Here is a 21,274-nt window from a genome sequence, read left to right as displayed (position 1 = left end):
TTTTAATGAAAAGAAACGTTCAGCGGGCAATATTCATTGTTCTTCTATTTTGTGGTTACATCGCCCAGGCTCAAAATACTGGTTCGATAAGCGGAAAAGTAATTAACGCGAAAGATAAAAAGCCAGTTGATTTTGCTACAATCGCAATTAAGAGTTTAAAAGATTCGAGTGTTGTGGCATCCGGTCAAACCGATCCTGATGGAAGCTTTAACTTTAAAGCCATAGCTCCGGGTAAGTACAGGATTTATTCCGCCTTTTTAGGTTTAAAAACAACAACGAAAGATATAGAAGTGGCTAAAGCAGCCGTAAATGCCGGTGAAATTGCCATGAGTGATGATGGCGTTGATTTAAAAACAGTTAATGTAACCGCTACCATCCCAATTGTGGTGAAGAAAGATACTTTAGAATTTGATGCCAAATCGATTAAAGTGCGCGAAAATGCCGTGGTAGAAGATCTCCTGAAAAAGGTGCCTGGGGTTGAGGTAGCAAAAGATGGCAGTGTTAAAGCGCAGGGCGAAACCATTACCAAAGTAAAGGTTGATGGTAAAGAATTTTTTGGCAATGATCCATTATTGGCGACTAAAAATCTTCCGGCCGATATGGTTGATAAGATCCAGGTAATTGACGAACTTTCTGAACAGGCACAGTTTACCGGCATTGATGATGGAACAAGGAACAAAATCTTAAACATTACCACCAAAAATGGCATGAAACATGGTTATTTTGGTAACAGCACTGTAGGTTATGGTTCTAACGATCGTTATGATGCCAGCTTGAACGTAAACAAATTTGATGATGACAGGCAGATCAGCTTTATTGGTCAGTTTAACAATGTGAACAAGCAGAACTTTGGCCAGGGCGGAGGTGTAGGTAATGGATTTGGAGGTGGAGGCGGCCGTGGTGGATTTGGTGGTGGGGGTGGAGCAGGTTCCGGCGGCGGAAATGGTGGGATCACCACTACCAATGCAGCAGGCTTAAACTTTGCCGACACCTATAAAGACGGTACTCAGTTTCAGGCCAGTTATTTCTTTAATAAAGCAATTTCTGAAAATATCCAGAACTCCAACACCCAAAACCTGGCAGGAGGTACGAACAACATTGCTGAAGATATAAATAATACTTCCGATAGGATTAACCATCGCTTCAATTTCATGGTTGATACCAAGATAAATCCATCTTTATCTATTAAAATTCAGCCCAACGTGGCTTATACCGAAACAGACGGAAACAATTTGAATAAATATACGAGAACGCTTGATGATGGCTCGACCGATGGTACACAGCGCAATACCACAACTTCTGCTACGCCTACCATGAGTAATAATTTATTAATCCGTAAAAGTTTTAAACGGAGAGGTCGCACACTTTCCTTAAATGTAAATACTAGTATAAATGATAATGACGGTACAAACCTTAACTATAGAAATGATAAAATTACGGAAGGGACAGCAACGAGAGACACCATTACCAATCAATTCAATAATACCAATAGCCATTCCATAAATAATACCACGAGGCTTGTTTATACTGAACCGATAAATAAAACCCTAAGCGTAGAGGTTAACTATCAGAATGGTTACTCAAATAGCGATTCGCAAAGAGATGTGTTTAATTACAATCCGTTAACCCTTCAATTCGACCTTGTAGATAATGCATTTTCGAATATCTATAACAATCGTACCTTAACAAATGCGGCTGGGTTAAGCCTTACTACAACTGAAAAAAAATACAACTGGAATATCGGCTTAGCCGCACAACAAACCAACAGGGTAAATAATAATTTAACCACAGGTTTAAAACGTACACAGAATTTTATCAATATTACGCCATCGGCGCAGTTCAGGTATAATTTTAGTAACCGTAAACGTTTGTTCATTAATTATAGGGGCTCTACCTCACAACCAACTATCGATCAGATCCAGCCGATTCTGGATAATACAAACTCTCAGACCATTTATATAGGTAATCCGGCATTAAAACCATCGTTCAACAACCAGTTGAGGATCAACTTTAACAACTTTAATATCGAAAATGGCCGGTTTTTCTTTGCGGGCTTAAATCTTACCCAAACCTTTAATGCCATTGGAAATACGGTTGTGCCTTTGTCAGGAGGTGTTCAACAGGTAAGTTATATTAATGTGGATGGCGTTTATGCTGGTAATGCCAATGCCACTTGGTCTTTACCATTGATGGCAGAACGTAAGCTAACGTTGAATATTTCTGGAAACGGAGCGTACAGTAGAAACGTGAATTTTATTACAGGACAGGGGATTACCGATCTGGTAAAAAATATAACCAATAGTTATACCATTTCAAACGGGTATAAATTGGTAACCAACGTTGATAAATTCGATTTAACTGGGGGTATAACCGGAAGCTATACCAACTCTACATTTTCTGCAAGGCCATCATCCAATACGCAGTATTATACCATTAATCCAAGTTTTGATGTCAGTTATGTATTGCCAGCCAATATCAGGTTAGCAATCGATATCGATTATTTCAGGAACTTTGGTGGTGGTGATCTGTTTAATCAGGAATACACTATTCTTAATCCTTACATCAGCCGTCAGTTTTTTAAAAACAGAGGAACATTTAAATTTTCTATAAATGATGCGCTTAACCAGAATACCGGTGTAAGCAGAACTGCTACCGGGACTTCAATTGTTGATTTAACCACAAATGTGTTAAGACGTTATTATATGTTCTCATTCACCTACTCGTTAACGCGTATAGGTGGCAGAAACATGAGTGGCGATATGCAGATGCCAGGCCAACGCGGTGGCGGTGGCGGCGGTGGCCGTCCAAGGATGTAAGCTTTTCCAATAGTCGGTGGCTCACCGACCATCAATATGATAATAAAAGTCCCGGTTTTAACCAGGACTTTTTGTTTTACACTTTTTCTATCGGTTAGTCTCAACCACTGATACCCAAACCTTTGGATTAAATGTACAATTGATATTTATGTATTTCAAATGTTACTAAAATAAAAATAAACCTTTATAACAGCCGGTAGTCTTTATCTCAACAATCAAACTAACCGAATGAAACAAATTTTTACGTTCCTGCTTATTTTATCGTCTTTTTATGCTTACGCCCAGAAAACGGGTTCAGTCAGCGGAAGGGTTATTCAATCAAAGGATAAAAAGCCAATTGATTATGCTTCTTTGGCTGTTAGAAATCTGGCAGACTCAAGCATGGTAGGCGCTGTAAGTACTACAGAAGATGGAAAGTTCGTTTTCAAAAACCTGAAGCCAGGTACGTACAGGTTATATGCGGCATTTTTAGGCTTAAAGAATACCACTAAAGATTTTACCATCTCAACAGATAAACTTGATATCATCCTGGGCGATATTATTTTAGAAGGCGGCGCAATAGATCTTCAAACGGTAGATATTAAAGCAGAAATTCCACCAATTGTGGTAAAAAAAGATACCCTTGAGTTTAATGCAAGTTCGTTTAAAGTGGTAGAGAATGCTGTAGTTGAGGATCTGTTAAAGAAATTACCAGGAGTAGAGGTAGATAAAGCCGGGACAGTAAAAGCCCAGGGTGAAACCATTACCAAAGTTAAGGTAGATGGAAAAGAGTTTTTTGGGAATGATCCCTTATTGGCTACTAAAAACCTTCCGGCCGATATGATCGATAAAATTCAGATTATTGATGAACTTTCCGATCAGGCACAGTTTACCGGAATTGATGATGGATCAAGAACCAAAATCATTAATATCACCACCAGGAAGGATAAAAAAAACGGCTATTTCGGGAACAGTACAGCTGGTTATGGTTCCAACGATCGTTACGACGTAAATGCGAATATCAACCATTTTGATCAGGATAAGCGATTGAGTGTAGTTGCCCAGTTTAATAATGTAAACAAACAAAATTTTGGTGGCGGCCTGGGCGGCGGAAGTGGGGGTGGCAATGGCGGACGTAGCGGTATTACCGATACTAAAGCAGGTGGATTTAACTTCTCGGATGTGTATGCTGACCAGACAGAAGTAAGTTTAAGTTATTTTGTGAATAAATCCGATAACCTGATTTTAAGAAATAGCGTTACCCAAAATCTTTTGGGCAATGTAACTACGGTTTTCAATAATAACCAGACCAATGCTTCCGATCGTTTAAATCACCGCTTAAACTTTATGGTTGATACCAAAATCGATTCGCTAACCTCACTTAAAGTACAGCCCAATTTAAGTTATACCGATAACGAAAGCCTAAACAGCAGTATTTATACCCGCGATTTTGGTACCTATAACACAAGCGGATCTCAGCGCTTAACCAATCATAATACGGCGCCCGCTATCAGTAATAATATTTTGTTGCGCAAAAAGTTTATGCGCCGCGGAAGAACATTGTCGCTGAATTTTAACACGAACATTAACAATAACGACGCTGATAATTATAATTACAATCCCGAAACACGTGAAAAAGATAATGTTAAAACGGTAAAGATTATTAATCAGCTTAATGATCAGGAAAGCGAATCTATTAGTCAGAATACCCGACTGGTTTATACAGAGCCTTTAAGTAAAACCCTTAGCCTTGAATTTAACTATCAGAACGGCTATAGCCATAATACTTCTGATCGTTTTACTTACGACTTTAACCCGGCTACGCTGAACTATGATTTGCTGAATGATTCATTAAGTAACGTTTACGAAAACACCATCTTAACCAATACGGCTGGTTTCAGTTTCAATAAAATGGACAAAAAATACAACTGGAATGTGGGGATGGCCGTTCAGAATACCGATCGTAATAACAATAACATTACCCGTGGATTTATATTAAAACAGAACGTATTTAACTATACACCTTCTGCCATGTTCAGGTATAATTTTAGCAATAGTAAGCGTTTGGTCTTCAATTATCGTGGTAGTACGAATCAGCCTACCATACAACAGTTGCAGCCTATCCCCAATAATACCAATACACAAAGTATCCCGTTGGGAAACCCCAATTTAAAACCCGAATTTAACAATACCCTACGTATTGCATACAACACTTTTACGGTAGGAAAAAACAGGTCGCTATTTGTTAATGTGAACTTAACCCAGACTTCCAATAAAATTGCCAATAGCAGCAGTTTAATCGAAAGCGGTGTTAACCAGGGTAAATTTGCAGTACTGCCCGTAAACGTAAGTGGTGTTTACTCTGGCTCACTATCCTCCTCATTAAGTTTGCCCATTATGGCAGAAAATAAGCTTAATTTTCACATCAACATCAGTAGTAACTATGATCGGGATGTAAACTTTACCAATGCCTTAAAAAATATTACCAATAGCTGGTCAATTAACAATGGTTACCGTTTGGTTTCCAATTTGGATAAACTCGATTTAACCGCAGGTGTTAGTGGCTCAATTAACCGTGCTACCTATTCTGTTCAGCCCAGTTCCAACACGCGTTATTATACTTTTAGTCCAAATATCAGTATCAGCTATATGTTTCCTGGCGATATCCGCTGGTCAGTAGATGCAGACTACAACCAGAATACAGGTAGGGGAGAGGATTTCGATACCCACTTTACTTTGGTGAATTCGTACCTAAGCAAACAATTTTTTAAAAACCGCGGCACTTTTAAAGCTGCCGTAAACGATTTGCTGAATGAAAACCAGGGTGTAAATCGTACGGCTAACAACAACACTATTCGTGATGAAAGCTACAACGTATTGCAGCGTTACTTCATGTTTTCATTTACCTATTCCTTAAACCGAATGGGCGGTAAAAACAGAATCAGGGGTGCAGAAGAAGGTGGTAGAAACCGTGGCGGCAATGGTGGCGGGGGCTTTGGCGGCGGCGGGCAGAGAAACTAAATCATTTAAGCGTAAAGCTGTGCAATTTATACAACCATATTGGTTTTCTTATTTGGAATAAATCTAAAGAAAGGCTAACTTGCGCCAAATTTAGCACATGAAACTGTCGCACCTAAAGATTGGAGAAAAAGGAACAATTGTAGCATTTACAGATTTAGATATGTCTGTAAAGTTAATGGAGATGGGATGTTTGCCGGGCGAGGTGGTAGAAGTTGAGCGTTTTGCTCCGCTGGGCGATCCAATGGCGATCCGTGTTGCTGGTTATCAGCTTTGTTTGCGTAAAAGCGAAGCCGATGTAATCATTATACAATAAATAAGCTGGGTTTGGATATTAAAGTTGCGTTAGTTGGTAATCCCAATACAGGTAAATCTACTTTATTTAACCGTTTAACAGGGTTAAATCAGAAAATAGGAAACTTTCCAGGTATCACTGTCGATAAGAAAACTGGTTTTACGAAACTTACTGGCGAAAAGGATGCCGAGATTATCGATTTACCCGGAACCTATAGCTTATATCCCAAAAGTTCTGATGAAAGTATCGTTTTTCAGGTACTTGCCGATAAAAATAACAATAGTCATCCCGATGTAATCGTATTGATTGCCGATGCCTCCAACCTGAAGCGAAACATGCTTTTGTATTCGCAGGTGGCCGATTTGGGCATCCCGATGATTTTAGCATTGAACATGATCGATCTTTCCACTAAACAAGGCATTGAGATCGACCTTGATAAACTTGCACAAAAATTGGGCGTTCAGGTGGTTTCCATTTCAGCAAGAAATAACATCGGAATTGATAAGTTAAAACAAGCCATTGCCAATACCAATAAAATTGCCACCCAGTTTCAGGATGTTGATGTGAATTTTCTGGCACCCGAAGCCATTAATGCCATCAAATCGAAACTGAATTCGGATAAGGATTATTATGCCCTTCAGGTGCTTCACCAGCACGAATACCTTACTTTTTTTACCGAAAAAGAGCAGGAAGAAATTGAAAAAATAGAGCAATCGCATCATTTCGAATCTTCCAAAGTTCAGGCAGCAGAAACGATTGCGCGTTACAAGCACCTCAGCAGCATATTATCTGGTGTTGTGGTGGATAATGGTACAGAAAAGAAATTTTCTTTTAGCGATAAAATAGACGCGATCCTTACCCATAAAATATGGGGTTTCGCCATTTTCCTGTTGATCTTGTTCGTCATTTTTAATGCCATTTTTGCCTGGTCGTCTTATCCAATGGATTGGATTGAAGGTGGATTCGGTTATATTACCAATGTTGGTCACGAATATTTACCTGCCGGCATGCTTACCGACCTATTATTGGATGGCGTAATTGCAGGTTTAGGCGGTATTTTTGTTTTTATTCCACAGATTGCTATTCTCTTCGCATTCATATCCATTTTAGAAGATACGGGATATATGGCCCGTGTTACCTTCATGATGGATAAAATTATGAGTAAAGTTGGACTTAATGGTAAATCGGTAGTGCCGATGATTGGTGGTTTAGCCTGCGCAGTTCCATCTATTATGGCGGCCCGGAATATCGAAAACTGGAAAGACAGAATGATTACCATTATGGTTACCCCATTGGTAAGCTGTTCGGCAAGGCTTCCGGTGTATATTTTGATCATTTCCTTAATTATTCCTTCTCAAACCGTCCTGGGTATTTTTAATCTGCAGGGATTGGCCCTAATGGTGATGTACCTGGTGGGGATTTTTGCTGCGGTATTAGTGGCCTGGGTCATGAAATTCATCATCAAAACCAAAGAAAGATCGTATTTTATCATGGAATTGCCGGTTTACCGCATGCCAAGATGGAAAAATGTGTTCTACACCATGTACGAGAAATCGAAAACATTTGTGTTTGAGGCTGGTAAAGTAATTATTGCCATTTCCATCATCCTTTGGGTAATGGCTTCTTTTGGACCTGGAGGCCGCTTTGAAAGTATTGATAAAAAATATGAAACGGCATTGGCCGATACCTCAAAAAATACCGATCATATTAAAACTTTGGTAGCAACTGAGAAGTTGGAAAACTCTTATGTGGGTATTCTTGGTCATGCGATTGAACCTGTCATCCGCCCTTTGGGTTACGATTGGAAGATTGGTATTGGTTTAATTACTTCTTTTGCTGCCCGTGAAGCCTTTGTAGGTACCATGGCTACCATTTACAGTGTTGATGGAGGTGATGAGGATACAGGTACGATTAGAGAGCGTATGTCTGCCTCTAAGAACAGCCGTACAGGTTTGCCTGTTTACACTTTTGCTACAGGTATTTCATTGATGCTTTTTTATGCTTTTGCCATGCAATGCATGAGTACAGTTGCTATAGTTTACCGCGAAACCAAAGGCTGGAAATGGCCGGTAATCCAATTGGCTTACATGACAGCTATGGCTTATGTTGCTGCGCTGGTTGCTTATCAGCTACTGAAATAGTGTTATCTTTTTTTGTTTGTCACCCTGAGCGTAGTCGAAGGGCCTCCTTATAAATATGATTATTAAGGGTAGGAGAGCAAGGCCTGTACAATTATCCAGGTTTCTTCCCGCTTTCCGTTTTATCCCGACTGAAAATGTCGGGATGCCCACTCCAATCGGGTCTAGGTGGGCGATAGGCGATACTATTTAATAGCGGGGTGCTTATTTGTACTTTCTCTAAACTTCGTTTTATCGCATTTGTCACCCTGAGCGTAGTCGAAGGGCCTCCTTATAAACATGATTATTAAGGGTAGGAGAGCAAGGCCTGTATAATTATTTGAGTTTGCTCCCGCTTTCTGTTTTACTTATCCCGATGAAATATCGGGATTGCGTGTTCACTCCAATCGGGTCTGGGTGGCCCATTAGGTGGTGCTCTTTTTGGCTGGTTGCTTAGCTGCGCCAATCTTTGTTTCTAAACCCGGTAGAAGCGGCAGCCCCCGATTGTAATTCGGGGCTATAGCGGATAACGGGGCTGCTCTTCCCGAAATCCCACCGAACGTTCATTTTCAAATAAAATCACTAAAGGTTTTTACCATATAAGACATATAAGGTCATCCAAGCTCAGGTATGATTACACAGATTGGGGTCCTTCACCTTTAATCTTTATGCTTTAGTCTTTCCGCTTATCCCAGTTCAATCTGCCGCTTAATGCTTTCTTCCAGTGATATTAAAGTCTCCGTACGCTGGATACCGTTCACCGCCTGTATTTCTTCGTTTAAAACGTGACGTAAGTGATTGGTATCCCTGCAAATAATTTTGGCAAACATGCTGTAGGCACCCGTGGTGTAGTGTAATTCCACTACTTCTTTAATTTTGCTCAACTGTGAAACCGCATCCTTGTACTGGATTCCTTTCTCCAGGTAAATACCCAAAAAGGCACAAATATCGTATCCAGCCTTTTGCGGATCGATGATAAGATGAGAACCTTTTATAATCCCCATTTCCTGCAGTTTCTTCATTCTAACGTGTATCGTTCCGCCAGAAACAATCAGATCTTTAGCGATTTCTGTATAGGGTTTAGTGGCATCCTGCATCAATTGTTTCAGTATATCGATGTCGAGGTTGTCAATTTCTAAATTGGAATTGTCTTTTTTAAGCATATTTTTGAATTATGATAAGCAAATTTAATAATATTTATCAATATTATAAAAATAAAATTAAATGTTTAAAATATTTGCAAGGTATTGGTTGTTCCTTTACATTTGTATCAAGCAATTAACAAAAAGGAAACGTTCTTTCAAAATTGCATAACATAATGTAGGGTGGTGAAACAGGCAGACACACCTCCTTGTCTCGGTGGCGGAGAATAATGGGAATATACCGGTTTCGGTACTAACCACTCCTTGAAGGTTCGATTCCTTCCCCTACAGCCAGTTCAGTTAACAATTTACAGTTAGCAGTTTAAACTGAAAATTGGAAATTGAAAACTGTCAACTTTTAAAATGTTGGGTGGTGAAATTGGCAGACACGCCTCCTTGTCTCGGTGGTGGGGAATAATGGGACAAACGCAGTTTATTGGGTTGACCACAAATTAATTTTTTGAACTGTAGCTAACTACCCCTTGAAGGTTCGACTCCTTCCCCAACAGCATTTTTTATGAATAATAAGTTAGTTAATCGAGCAATCCTGGATAGGTTGCTCTTTTTCTTTTTAGGCTAGTTTTTTCATATCCATCATATATTTATAGTAATATTGTTATATTACCAATCAAATTTATTCGTTCAATGCCTGTGATGAAGAAACGCATTTCAATTAAAGATATCGCTAAACAATTAAATATTTCCATTACAACCGTGTCGTTTGTAATTAATGGAAAAGCCAGAGAGAAAAACATTAGCGAATCGCTTACTAAAAAGGTTTTAGATCTTGTGGCTGAATTAAATTACCAGCCTAATGCCCTTGCCACAAGTTTAAGAACAGGCAAAACAAAAATTATAGGTTTCTTGGTTGATGACATTTCTGAACCTTTTTTCTCTGGTATAGCACGCCGAATTGATGAAATTGCTTCAAGCCTTGGTTATAAAATTCTTTTTAGCAGTACCAGAAACGATACCGGGAAGGCAATAGAACTGTTGCAGATTTTTAAAGACAGGCATGTTGATGGCTATATTATGGCTTTGCCTGAGGGATTGGAAGAAGAAGTTAAAAAATTGATTCAAACAGATGCTCCCGTAGTGCTTTTCGATCGGTATGTACAAGATGTTAAAACAGATTATGTAATAATCGATAATCTAAACAGCACCTACGAAGCTACTGAGCACCTCATTAAAAATAATTACAAAAAAATAGGGTTTGTAACCATCGATACCTTACAACAACAGATGGTAGACCGTTTGGCCGGTTATGAAAGCGCTGTCGGAAAATATAAATTGCCGTCAATTGTAAAGAAGATCAAATATGTAAACTCTGCCGATTCCATTGAGGAGATGATAAAATTTTTTAAAGAGGAGCAGCTAGATGCGGTAGTTTTTGCAGCTAACTACATCTGCTTGGATGGCTTAAGAACTTTTAAAAAATTAGGTATTCAGATCCACAAAGATATAGCGGTTGTTTCTTTTGATGATTTCGAAATCCTGGAATTTTGTGAACCTGCGGTTACGGCTATAGCACAGCCTCTTGAGGCCATTGCAGAAAACGTGATGAAGATTTTATTGAATAAGCTTAAAAAAGCTGGCAAATCTATCGAAAACATGCAGGTCTCGTTACCTACCGTCTTAAACGTTAGAGGCTCAAGCGCAAAGAAATAAAGCAATAAAAAAGGGAATAGATTTAAGTCCATTCCCCTCCGATTTTATATTGAACAGATTAAACTGTCATTACATCTTTTTCTTTGGCTTCGGCATGTTTGTCAACCTTGATGATATAGGCATCGGTTAATTTTTGTACTTCGCCTTCACCTGTTTTAATCTCGTCATCAGAAACACCTTCACCTTTCAGTTTTTGAATTTTGGTATTGGCATCCTTACGGATGTTACGAACGGTAATTCGGCCTCTTTCGGCTTCCTCCTTCACTTTTTTCACTAAGTCTTTTCTACGCTCTTCTGTTAAAGGCGGTACAACCAGGCGGATAACAATGCCATCATTTTGTGGATTGATACCAATGTTAGCTACCTGAATAGCTTTTTCAATTGCAGTTAAAAGTGATTTTTCCCAGGGTTGGATTACGATTGTTCTGGCATCAGGCGTATTAATGCTGGCTACTTGTGATAGTGCTGTAGCTGCGCCATAATAATCTACGAAAATACCATCCAACATTCCAGCTGATGCTTTACCAGCTCTGATTTTAGTTAATTCAGATTCACAATGATCGATTGCTCTATCCATTGCAGATTGGGCATCCATTAATTGTAATTGTATGAGGTCGTTCATAATTGTGTGTATTTCTACGAAAATAATAATTTTTATTCCTTATTTAACCAGGGTTCCAATAGGTTCGCCACTAGCGATTTTCATGAAATTGCCATGTTTGTTCATATCAAACACAATAATCGGCACTTGGTTTTCTTCACAAAGAGTAAAGGCTGTCATATCCATTACATTAAGGCCTTTATCGTACACTTCTCTGAAAGAAATTTCTTCGTATTTAGTGGCTAACGGGTCTTTTTCAGGATCTGCGGTATAAATTCCATCAACACGCGTTCCTTTTAAAACAACATCAGCTTTGATTTCGATAGCTCGTAAAGCAGCAGCAGAATCAGTTGTGAAGTATGGGTTTCCGGTACCTGCACCAAAAATAACCACACGGCCTTTTTCTAAATGTCGAACAGCCCTTCTGCGGATAAATGGTTCGCAGATCTGCTCCATTTTAATTGCGGTAAGTAAACGTGTTTTAATCCCAACTTTTTCTAAAGCATCTTGTAAGGCCATAGAGTTGATTACTGTAGCCAACATGCCCATATAATCGGCCTGTGCTCTGTCCATCCCACTTTTTTCGGCGCTTAAGCCCCTAAAAATATTCCCTCCTCCAATTACGATTGCGATTTCTAAACCTTTATCGTGTACGGCTTTGATATCTTCAGCGTATTGCTTAACGCGTTCATTATCAATACCGTATTGTTTTTCGCCCATTAGCGATTCTCCACTAAGCTTAAGTAGGATGCGTTTATATTTCATGGCCCCAAAAATATTAACAATTTTTTACTTACGGGCTATCGTTTTTAATAATTGATGTAAATTGTTTATTGGATTTTACCTGGCAAACAATAAAAGCTCCTGTTACAGAGCTTTTATTGTGAAAAGATACGGATCGCGAATTAATTAAAAATGTAACGCACACCAAATTGTGCCTGCCAACGCGAAATCTGATCAGTAATATTTTTGTATGTTGTGGTATATGGCGTTAAATTGGCCTTATCCTGATAAGGGAATGAATATGTAGGCTTCCCTGATGTAGCATCTAAACCTTTATAAGCCAATAATACAGCGGTATTGTAAGTTGATAATGGGATATTTGGTGTTTGATATAAGCCCCAATCACTATTTAACAGGTTCCCAAGGTTAATGATATCCAATGTAAACTGAAGCGTGTTTCTCTTGCCTTTCTGACCAACAAAAAAATCTTGTGCAATGTGTAAATCTGCCCTTTTGAAGTACGACATGATGGCACCATTTCTCTTTGCAAATTCACCCCTGTGTTTACTAAGATAGCTATCTTGAGTAATATAGGCGTTCAACTGGTTCCAGATCTGATCCTGGGTACGCGTATCGCCAGCAAAATCAGGAACCAAAGTAATATCGCCTTTGTTTTGTGGAATGTAAACTAAATCGTTCGCGCCACCATCGTTATTGATATCGCCAGATGAAACATAACTGAATGCGCCGTTATTGGCCGATTCGAAGATTAAACCTATAGTGGTAGCCGCATGTTTAAAATACTCTTTTTTATAGCTTAAGGAAGCAATAACCCTGTTCGGCTGAATAAAATTGGTATTGGCTAAAACATCCGAATTTGCATCGCCGGCAATTGCCCTTTGCGACCAGATTGAACTTGCAGTAGAACCACCGTCGTTTACAGATTTCGATTGACTGTAAGTATAAGCTACACTTGCATTAAATCCACTTAAAAAAGATTTTTGCAACTGACCTGTAATGAAGTAAGAATAGCCTTTTTTGGTATTCTGCATATAAATAAATGGTGAAATCGATGGATTTGCTGCTGTAGTACCTGTATGTGTAGATTTTACGGTATAACGCTGCTGACCTTCAATACCAGGAAGAGTATTTAAGCCGGTTGAATTGTTTGGTAATGCCGCGTTAGAAAAGTTTACGGCATTGATATCTTTAGTATAGGATGCTTCTAAAGTGGCAATAATGCCCATTGGTAATTTTTGGTCAACTGCTACGTTTGTTCTCCAGATCTGTGGGTATTTAAAATCTTTCGAAGCTGCATCTACCTCATAAGAAGTATTGGCTGATGCGGTACCAGGTACAGGACGGTTGGCATTCACATTCGGATTAAAAATCAAACGTGGATCGCCAGTGGTAGAAACGGTACTTGAGCTAAATAATGTTCCGGTATTAGAGGCCTGGTTAGAGATCCAAACATAAGGCACCTGACCAGTAAAAATTCCGGTTCCACCACGTAGCTGTGTAGTTTTATCGCCAAAAACATCATAATTAAAGCCTACACGTGGCGAGAACAATAATTTCTTGTTCGGGAATTTAGAAATGTCTACCTGCAATCCATTCTGGAAGGTTAAAGCAGCCAAATTTGGGTTTGGATCCAGTTTGGTAGGGAAATAAGTATAATCGGCACGGATACCATAGGTTAATTTAAAATTATCACTCACCTGATATTTATCCTGTGCATATAGGCTTAAGTTGTAAGAAGACATTTTTGCGAATGGAAATGATCCATCGGCCAATGCCGAGTTGCGGTATGAATAACTTACCGCGGGCTGGTTATTGATAAAATCATCAGCTGTTCTAAAATAATACAAGCCGTTATAATTTGGGGCAAAACCATTCAAGAATTTGTTTAACTGGTTGCTGGTACCGATGGTGATTTCGTGTTTACCGGCATAGATCGAGAAATCATCAGAGAACTGATAAATGTCGGAGTTTAACAGGTTGTTTGCGGTAAAAACTTCATAACCAAAACTGGTTAAAATACCACCGTTTCCATTACCGATATCAACCATTGGCAGTTCAGCACCGTTTGAAGCGCGGAAATCTCTCAAGGCTGAATAACCCAATGTTAATTTGTTTGACATATTATTGCCAATCCTGGTGTTTAACTCCACAATGCCAATATTAAAGTTATTGTTGATCGTATAACTAGAACCAAAATAAGGCATAGAAGTTGAAGAAGGTGAGCGGCTACCGTTTAAGCCTGCGGGAATACCCGAGCCACTGGCAACAACCTGTCTGTTCGATTTCAGGTAGAAATATTTTGCACTTAAGGTATTGTTTGCATTGATGTTCCAATCTATTTTTGCCGTGATTTTATCACTCTGTGTTTTGTAAGGATAATTTTCGTAAGGACCGGTTGCATAGTTGTATTTACTCATTAAATAGTTCGATAAACGATCTAATGTAGCGGCATCTGCTGTTGAAACATTTGCACCCGATAAACCTGATCTTGATGCGACGAACGAAGTTGCAGGTGTACTGATCCTTTCCTGTTCACCGGAAACAAAGAAGAATAATTTGTCTTTAATAATCGGTCCACCGATATTTAAACCACGTTGATTGTAGCTAAAATCAACAACAGGTATTTTGGTTACCCCGGCAGAGTATCCGGTTAAATCAGTTCCCCTGGTATAGTAATACGCCGAACCCTTAAAATTATTTGTTCCTGATTTTACAATGGTATTAATACCCGCGCCAGTAAAAGATCCCTGGCGGACATCATAAGGCGCAATATCTACCTGGATCTGCTCAATCGCATCTAACGAAATCGGTTGCGAATTCGCCTGTCCACCCAAACTGCCCGACAATCCGAACGAGTTGTTGAATAAGGCTCCATCAACCGTTAAGTTATTGTAAGAACCACTTCTGCCACCGAAACTTAAGCCCCCAACTGTTGTAGAGTTTGCAGACGGGGTTAATTTGGTGAAATCAGATAATGAACGGCTGATGGTTGGTAAATTATCAATCTGCTGTCTTGTAATGGTTTCCCTTGCGCCGGTACGTGAGGAGTTAATGACCTTGTCCTGAGTTCCTTTTACTACAACATCGGCCAGGTTTTGCGAGGTTTCGGTAAGCGATGCGTCAACTCTTAAATCTTCCCCAATGGTTGTGTTCAGGTTTTCTTTAACCAGTTCGTTGTAGCCGACGTAACTAATTTTAATCGTATATGGCCCGCCAACACGTACATTGGGCAGGTTATACCTTCCGTCCGCCCTGGTTAGCGTTGAGTATTTTGTGCCCGAAGGAATATGTATGGCGGTAACTGTTGCACCGGGTATTACCCCTTTTTGATCTTTAACCGTACCAATAAATGATGCCGTAGTTACCCCTTGTGCAAAACCGTAGATGGTTAAGGCAAACACAAAAGTTATTAATAATATAAGTCTTTTCATCAGTCTTTTTTTTTGACAAAAATACACTGACTTACTGCTGCTTATGTTCTGTTTATATTAATTAATTGTTAAGCGCCTACCTTGTTCCGGGAAGATTAATTTTAAACCTTTTATATTTCCCGAAATCAATTGTTGTTTTACTTTTTCTGCAGACTGAAATGGGGGTTTGGTATGGGTTACAATAAAAGAAACTTTCCTAAATGCTTTCTCATTAATTAAAGCTTCAAGTTTCGACAGCTCGCTAAAGAAAAGTTTTGGTGTGAGGTGCCCGAACAATTGTTTATCGGGCTGTTCGTTAGGGAAAGAAACCTCTATAAAGATAGCTTTTAGCTGGCCCGCATTAATCAGCGGTACTATATTTTGCCATAAGCTGGCCAGTTTATCTGATTTTTCAATTTCATCGGCGCCGGTATCTCCCAGATAAAGTACATAACTATCATCATGGCTGATTAGAAAAGCAGTACTTTTATAAGGATTACCATGGCTCAGTTCAAAAGCTTTTACTTTCATTTCTGTGCCCGCTAACGGATAAGTATTGCCTTCAATCAGTGGGAAATAGGTATACTTTTTTAGCTGTGGTTTTTCGCCTTCGTTAGCAAAATTGGCCCATGCATCCCATGTAAAATATTTATCCCTTAAAATATTGAGGACAGAGGGTAAGCCATAAATGTTTTTGGCCGTATCTGCCGGCGAATTGATAATCAGGCCAGCTAAATGGTCCAGGTGACCATGGGAGATGAGATAACCTTTAATCTGCTTGCGCTGGATTTCTTCGCTATTGCCTTTTAAAGATTTAAAATCAATTGCTTTTTGGATGCCTGCGTTTATGGTTCCCGCATCAAGGCAAACATATTGGTCACTTCCTTTTGGCGTTATCATATACGATGATAAATTGCTCTCATCATCCCCACCTTTTACACCAAGCGGAATGATGGTAAACGCAGAACCGGTTCCCTGCGCCCACAAATTACTTGCATAAATGGATAGAAAGATAATCGCTGGAAGAATTCTTTTGAACATGTTGGTTTGATTATACCGTTTTACCTTTAAAAATAACCTCTTTTAAGTTTAGTGCATCATCAAGCACTACTAAATTTGCCTGCTCGCCAGCTGCGATATTTGCCGTTAAGCTTTCGATTCCGATTAATTTTGCAGGATAACTTGTTCCCATTTTAACTGCATCATTTAAACTGATGCCACAGTGTAATACACAGTTTTTAACGGCTTCTAACATCGTTAGCGATGAGCCTGAAAGTGTACCATCGGGCATCGCAAATTTGTTTCCTTTTTCACTATGCTGATAAGGACCGGTTGAACAGGCTGTAACGGCATCAGTGATCAGGAATAAACGCTCTTTCAATATTTTCTGCGCAAATTTAACCACTTCAAAATCTACATGTTGCCCGTCAACGATAATACTGGTCATAGCCTTATCATGACTGAAAAGAGCAGTTGGTATGCCAGGTTCGCGGTGGTGTATCGGACTCATGGCATTAAAAAGATGTGTGGTAGTCTGAATCCCTTTGTTATAAGCTGCTGTAGCTTCTTCGAAAGTTGCGTTGCTATGCCCAAGCGAAACAATCACGCCGTTATCCAATAGATATTGGATAACTTCATCATCTTGAATTTCTGGGGCTATCGTCATCATTTTAATAACACCATCACCAAAATCAATTAGACTCTTAATTTCATCGAGTGAAGCTTTCCTTACAAATTCAGGCACATGGGCACCCAAACGTTTTGGATTCAAAAATGGACCTTCTAAGTGTAGCCCAAGGCAATTTTTTGCAGATGATCGATGTGCTTTGGCTGCTTTGATACACTCATTAAAAACTTCCGGAGAATTTGTTGCCATACAAGCTAAAAAGCCTGTTGTTCCTTTTTTAAGCAGGTCATCTTCCATTATGATTAATGATTCTACAGTTGGATCGGCAGAAAATAATCTGTCGCCTGCTCCATAAATCTGTAAATCTATAAAGCCTGGTACAACAAGTAAGCGCCCATTTTCAGTATTGCTACTTCCTTTAACAGCTGAAATGATATCACCATCGATGATGATGTCTTGATTCTTTTTTAAATCGTTGCCCTTAAAATAGGAGGTGTTGGAAATTACTTTAGGCATATCAAACTTTTGAGTGAATTTAATCTTATACGGCTAAAGTTAAATATTGTGACTATATATTTGGATAATAAGATGAAATAACCAAATAAATGAAATCAGCCCAATAGAAGAAGTTGCAGGCTCAGCCAGGTTAAATTTGTCTTCATAGATCTCTCCTTTTTACTGTGTTTCAGTCGAGATGAAAACATCTTTTATTGAAGGGCAGAATGGTAGTAGCAGAGATGAGGGCCATGCTTTAGAATTATTGGGCAAAAAAAAAGGCTCCAATTTCTTGGAGCCTTTTTAATATGTTTTCTTTTGCTTATGCACCTAATTGTACGCGTTTGAAAGCAGATACAGTTAATCCTTTAGCAGTATTATCTAAGAATTTACGAACATCTACAGAACTATCTTTTACAAACTCCTGATTTAATAAAGTACTGTCTTTGTAGAATTTGTTCAATTTACCAGCAGCAATTTTCTCAACCATTTCTTCTGGTTTGCCTTCTTGACGAATAACGTCTTTCGCAATTTCAATTTCACGTTGAATAGTAGCCGGATCAACTCCGTCTTTATCAACAGCAACTGGGTTCATTGCAGCAATCTGCATAGCAACATCTTTACCAGCTTCAGTAATATCTACGCCATTAGCGCCTTCAAATACCACTAAAACACCCATTTTACCATTAGAGTGGATGTAAGAAACGATTTTTTCACCAGATATATTTGCGTATTCCTGAATAACGATTTTCTCTCCGATTTTTCCGGTTAGTTCAGTTATGGTTTCGGCAACTGTACGTCCATCTTCCAAAGTGATCGCTGATAACTCTTCAGTGGTAGCAGGATTGTTGGCAACTGCTGCAGCTAAAACAGCCTGAGCCAGGTTACGGAAATCTTCAACTTTAGAAACTGGTTCAGTTTCACAAGCCAAAGCAACTAATTTACCATTTGTACCATCCGCTGAAACAGCAATTGATACTAAGCCTTCTGAAGTAGCATTACCAGAACGAGCGGCAGATACTTTTTGACCTTTTTTGCGCAATAAATCAACAGCAGCTTCGAAATCGCCATTAGCTTCTAATAATGCTTTTTTGCAATCCATCATACCAGCACCAGTTTGTTGGCGTAGTTTATTTACATCAGCGGCAGTAATTTGTACTGTAGACATTTTATTTCCTTTTTTAAATTTACAATCTTGTTATAACAATTACAGGTTACAAGTTACAAGCGCCAAGTTAAACTCATGTTAAGCCAACTTAAAACCTGAAACCAGTAACCTGCAATTAAAAAATATTACTATTCTTCTGTTTTAGTTTCTTCTGATGCTGACGCTTCAACTTCTGCTTCAGCAGCTTTTTTACGTCTTGGCTCTTTTGCTTCCGGAGCATCAGCCGCAGCTTTAGCAGCTACCGCTTCTTTTTCAGCCTCATCATCTTTTTCGCGTTTACGCTCGTCTAAACCTTCTTCAATAGCTTTGATAATTACATCAGTAATTAAAGAGATTGATTTTGTAGCATCATCATTCGCTGGGATAGGGAAGTCGATGTTAGAAGGATCAGAGTTAGTATCAACCATCGCAAAAGTAGGGATGTTTAATTTTAACGCTTCAGTAACTGCAATGTGTTCTTTCTTAACATCAATTAAGAATAATGCTGCAGGTAAACGGTTTAAATCAGCAATACCACCTAAAAGTGATTCTAATTTAATACGCTCACGTTGAATCATTAAACGCTCTTTTTTAGATAAGATTGAATAAGTACCGTCTTTAGTCATTTTATCGATGTTAGACATCTTTTTGATTGACTTGCGAACAGTAGCAAAGTTAGTTAACATACCACCTAACCAACGCTCGGTTACGAAAGGCATGTTTACTTTTTTCGCTTGTTCAGCTACGATTCCTTTTGCTTGTTTTTTTGTTGAAACAAATAATACTTTACGACCTGATTTTACGATTTGTTTAATCGCAGCCGCAGCTTCTTCAGTTTTAGTTAAAGTTTTATTTAAATCTATAATGTGAATTCCATTACGCTCCATGAAAATGTAAGGAGCCATTTTTGGATTCCATTTACGGGTAAGGTGACCAAAGTGTACACCTGCATCCAATAAGTCTTGATAAGTTGTTCTTGCCATTGTTCTTGCCTCCTGTGATTAACGTTTACTGAATTGGAATTTCTTACGGGCTTTAGCACGTCCTGGTTTTTTACGCTCAACCATACGCATATCACGCGTCATCAGGCCTTTAGCACGTAATGCAGGTTTTTTCTCCGCATCTAGTTCAACAATCGCTTTAGCAATAGCTAAACGAACAGCTTCTGCTTGTCCTTTTACTCCACCACCTTGTACATTTACAGTGATATCATAACGACCAGTAAGCTCAGAAACTTCTAAACTTTGGTTTACGATATATTGCAAAGGTAAAGTTGGGAAATATACTTTGTGATCTTTACCGTTAACGGTAATTGCGCCAGCACCATCTTTTAAGTAGATACGTGCAACAGCTGTTTTTCTTCTTCCTGAAGTGTTAGTAACTGACATTTCTTAAAGTTTAATGGTTTTTGGAGATTGAGCTGCATGAGGATGAGTTTCACCAGCATACACAAAAAGATTGGTGTATAATTTTTTACCCAATTTAGTTTTCGGTAACATACCACGTACCGCTTTCTCAATTACACGTTGAGGGTGTTTCGCCATTAACTCCTTAGGAGAAATAAAACGTTGACCACCTGGATAACCAGTATAAGAAACATATTGCTTTTCGCTGAATTTGTTTCCTGTCAATTTAACCTTGTCTGCATTGATAACAATTACGTTATCGCCGCAATCTACGTGTGGGGTGTACTCAGGCTTGTTTTTACCACGGATGATCATAGCGATCTTCGATGACAAGCGCCCCAAAATCTCGCCTTGCGCATCAACAACAATCCACTGTTTGTTAACAGTTTTCGCATTGGCCGAGACAGTTTTGTAACTTAACGTATTCACTTGCTTGTATTTAATTTATTAAACAATTTATTATTCCCATTAAATTTGGGACTGCAAAGATAGATAGAATACTTTTATTATCAAATAGTTGAAGAGAAAAATTTTGATATTAAATTATCGTCATTGCGCAGCGCGCAACAATGTGGCAATCTAATTGTTGCTTTTTGTAAAGCGTAACCTGTAGTTCTTGGGGTGGTTCCAGTCGGGCTTTACGCTAAATCTTTTTTGTTTTTTTAAGCTTTGACAAATTTCTTGCCAGTGCTATTAATTTGTCAAGGCAAAAAACAAAAAAGGATATCGCTGCAATCCCGTTTAAGAATCAGAGCTAGTACAATTATTAAAGGTTAGGGGGTAAGTGCATAGATATTAATGCTATCTCT

Annotated in this window: 15 protein-coding genes and 2 tRNA genes; 7 read left to right on the top strand and 10 right to left on the bottom strand. The window is 38.9% G+C overall.

Going from position 1 to position 21,274, the window contains the following annotated elements; translation table 11 throughout:
- Window positions 1-5 precede the first annotated feature (5 nt).
- The 4 genes from FFJ24_RS19400 to feoB all read left to right on the top strand — a co-directional run bounded on the left by FFJ24_RS19400 (window position 6) and on the right by feoB (window position 8,249).
- Complete coding sequence (locus FFJ24_RS19400; protein ID WP_138818821.1) at window positions 6-2,816, top strand: outer membrane beta-barrel family protein; 2,811 nt, start codon at window positions 6-8, stop codon at window positions 2,814-2,816.
- 228 nt (window positions 2,817-3,044) lie between these two features.
- Window positions 3,045-5,816, top strand: a complete 2,772-nt coding sequence (locus FFJ24_RS19395) for a TonB-dependent receptor (RefSeq protein WP_138818820.1) — start codon at window positions 3,045-3,047, stop codon at window positions 5,814-5,816.
- 97 nt (window positions 5,817-5,913) lie between these two features.
- Window positions 5,914-6,129, top strand: coding sequence for a FeoA family protein (locus FFJ24_RS19390; protein WP_025145397.1), 216 nt, complete (start codon window positions 5,914-5,916; stop codon window positions 6,127-6,129).
- Window positions 6,130-6,134: 5 nt separating this feature from the next.
- Entirely contained in the window at window positions 6,135-8,249 is a 2,115-nt protein-coding gene (gene feoB / locus FFJ24_RS19385) for a ferrous iron transport protein B (RefSeq protein WP_168202570.1), read from the top strand.
- Between the two features lie 662 nt (window positions 8,250-8,911).
- Here feoB and FFJ24_RS19380 read toward each other — a convergent pair.
- Window positions 8,912-9,388, bottom strand: coding sequence for an Lrp/AsnC ligand binding domain-containing protein (locus tag FFJ24_RS19380; RefSeq protein WP_138818818.1), 477 nt, complete (start codon window positions 9,386-9,388; stop codon window positions 8,912-8,914).
- Window positions 9,389-9,544: 156 nt separating this feature from the next.
- On the opposite strand from FFJ24_RS19380, the gene FFJ24_RS26185 reads away from it, so the two are divergent.
- The 3 genes from FFJ24_RS26185 to FFJ24_RS19375 all read left to right on the top strand — a co-directional run bounded on the left by FFJ24_RS26185 (window position 9,545) and on the right by FFJ24_RS19375 (window position 11,035).
- Window positions 9,545-9,661: transfer RNA gene (locus tag FFJ24_RS26185), tRNA-Asp, on the top strand.
- Window positions 9,662-9,731: 70 nt separating this feature from the next.
- Window positions 9,732-9,876: transfer RNA gene (locus FFJ24_RS26180), tRNA-Asp, on the top strand.
- Between the two features lie 145 nt (window positions 9,877-10,021).
- Window positions 10,022-11,035, top strand: a complete 1,014-nt coding sequence (locus tag FFJ24_RS19375; RefSeq protein ID WP_138818817.1) for a LacI family DNA-binding transcriptional regulator — start codon at window positions 10,022-10,024, stop codon at window positions 11,033-11,035.
- A 58-nt stretch (window positions 11,036-11,093) separates the two neighbouring features.
- Here the strand turns inward: FFJ24_RS19375 and frr are convergent, their stop codons facing one another.
- From frr to rplM, 9 genes are all read right to left on the bottom strand, one after another.
- Entirely contained in the window at window positions 11,094-11,657 is a 564-nt protein-coding gene (gene frr / locus FFJ24_RS19370) for a ribosome recycling factor (RefSeq protein ID WP_029279059.1), read from the bottom strand.
- A 39-nt stretch (window positions 11,658-11,696) separates the two neighbouring features.
- Window positions 11,697-12,401, bottom strand: coding sequence for a UMP kinase (pyrH, locus tag FFJ24_RS19365; RefSeq protein WP_138818816.1), 705 nt, complete (start codon window positions 12,399-12,401; stop codon window positions 11,697-11,699).
- Window positions 12,402-12,541: 140 nt separating this feature from the next.
- Complete coding sequence (locus FFJ24_RS19360; RefSeq protein ID WP_138818815.1) at window positions 12,542-15,811, bottom strand: carboxypeptidase regulatory-like domain-containing protein; 3,270 nt, start codon at window positions 15,809-15,811, stop codon at window positions 12,542-12,544.
- Between the two features lie 57 nt (window positions 15,812-15,868).
- Complete coding sequence (locus tag FFJ24_RS19355; protein WP_138818814.1) at window positions 15,869-16,831, bottom strand: MBL fold metallo-hydrolase; 963 nt, start codon at window positions 16,829-16,831, stop codon at window positions 15,869-15,871.
- 10 nt (window positions 16,832-16,841) lie between these two features.
- A complete protein-coding gene (nagA, locus tag FFJ24_RS19350) occupies window positions 16,842-17,933 on the bottom strand; it encodes an N-acetylglucosamine-6-phosphate deacetylase (RefSeq protein WP_138818813.1) in 1,092 nt (363 codons plus the stop codon).
- 301 nt (window positions 17,934-18,234) lie between these two features.
- Window positions 18,235-19,080, bottom strand: coding sequence for a translation elongation factor Ts (tsf, locus tag FFJ24_RS19345; protein ID WP_138818812.1), 846 nt, complete (start codon window positions 19,078-19,080; stop codon window positions 18,235-18,237).
- A gap of 128 nt (window positions 19,081-19,208) precedes the next feature.
- Window positions 19,209-20,042 carry a 30S ribosomal protein S2 gene (rpsB, locus tag FFJ24_RS19340; RefSeq protein ID WP_057931874.1) on the bottom strand — a complete coding sequence of 278 codons (834 nt, stop codon included), beginning with the start codon at window positions 20,040-20,042 and terminating at the stop codon, window positions 19,209-19,211.
- A gap of 18 nt (window positions 20,043-20,060) precedes the next feature.
- Window positions 20,061-20,447 (bottom strand): 30S ribosomal protein S9, encoded by a 387-nt coding sequence (gene rpsI, locus FFJ24_RS19335; protein ID WP_055913282.1) that lies wholly within the window; start codon window positions 20,445-20,447, stop codon window positions 20,061-20,063.
- Window positions 20,448-20,450: 3 nt separating this feature from the next.
- Window positions 20,451-20,894: a 50S ribosomal protein L13 gene (rplM, locus tag FFJ24_RS19330; protein ID WP_010602007.1), complete on the bottom strand. Its 444-nt coding sequence runs from the start codon at window positions 20,892-20,894 to the stop codon at window positions 20,451-20,453.
- Between the last annotated feature and the right edge of the window lie 380 nt (window positions 20,895-21,274).

The sequence above is a fragment of the Pedobacter sp. KBS0701 genome, from assembly GCF_005938645.2.
GTDB lineage: Bacteria > Bacteroidota > Bacteroidia > Sphingobacteriales > Sphingobacteriaceae > Pedobacter.
This window is presented reverse-complemented; position numbering and strand designations above follow the sequence as displayed.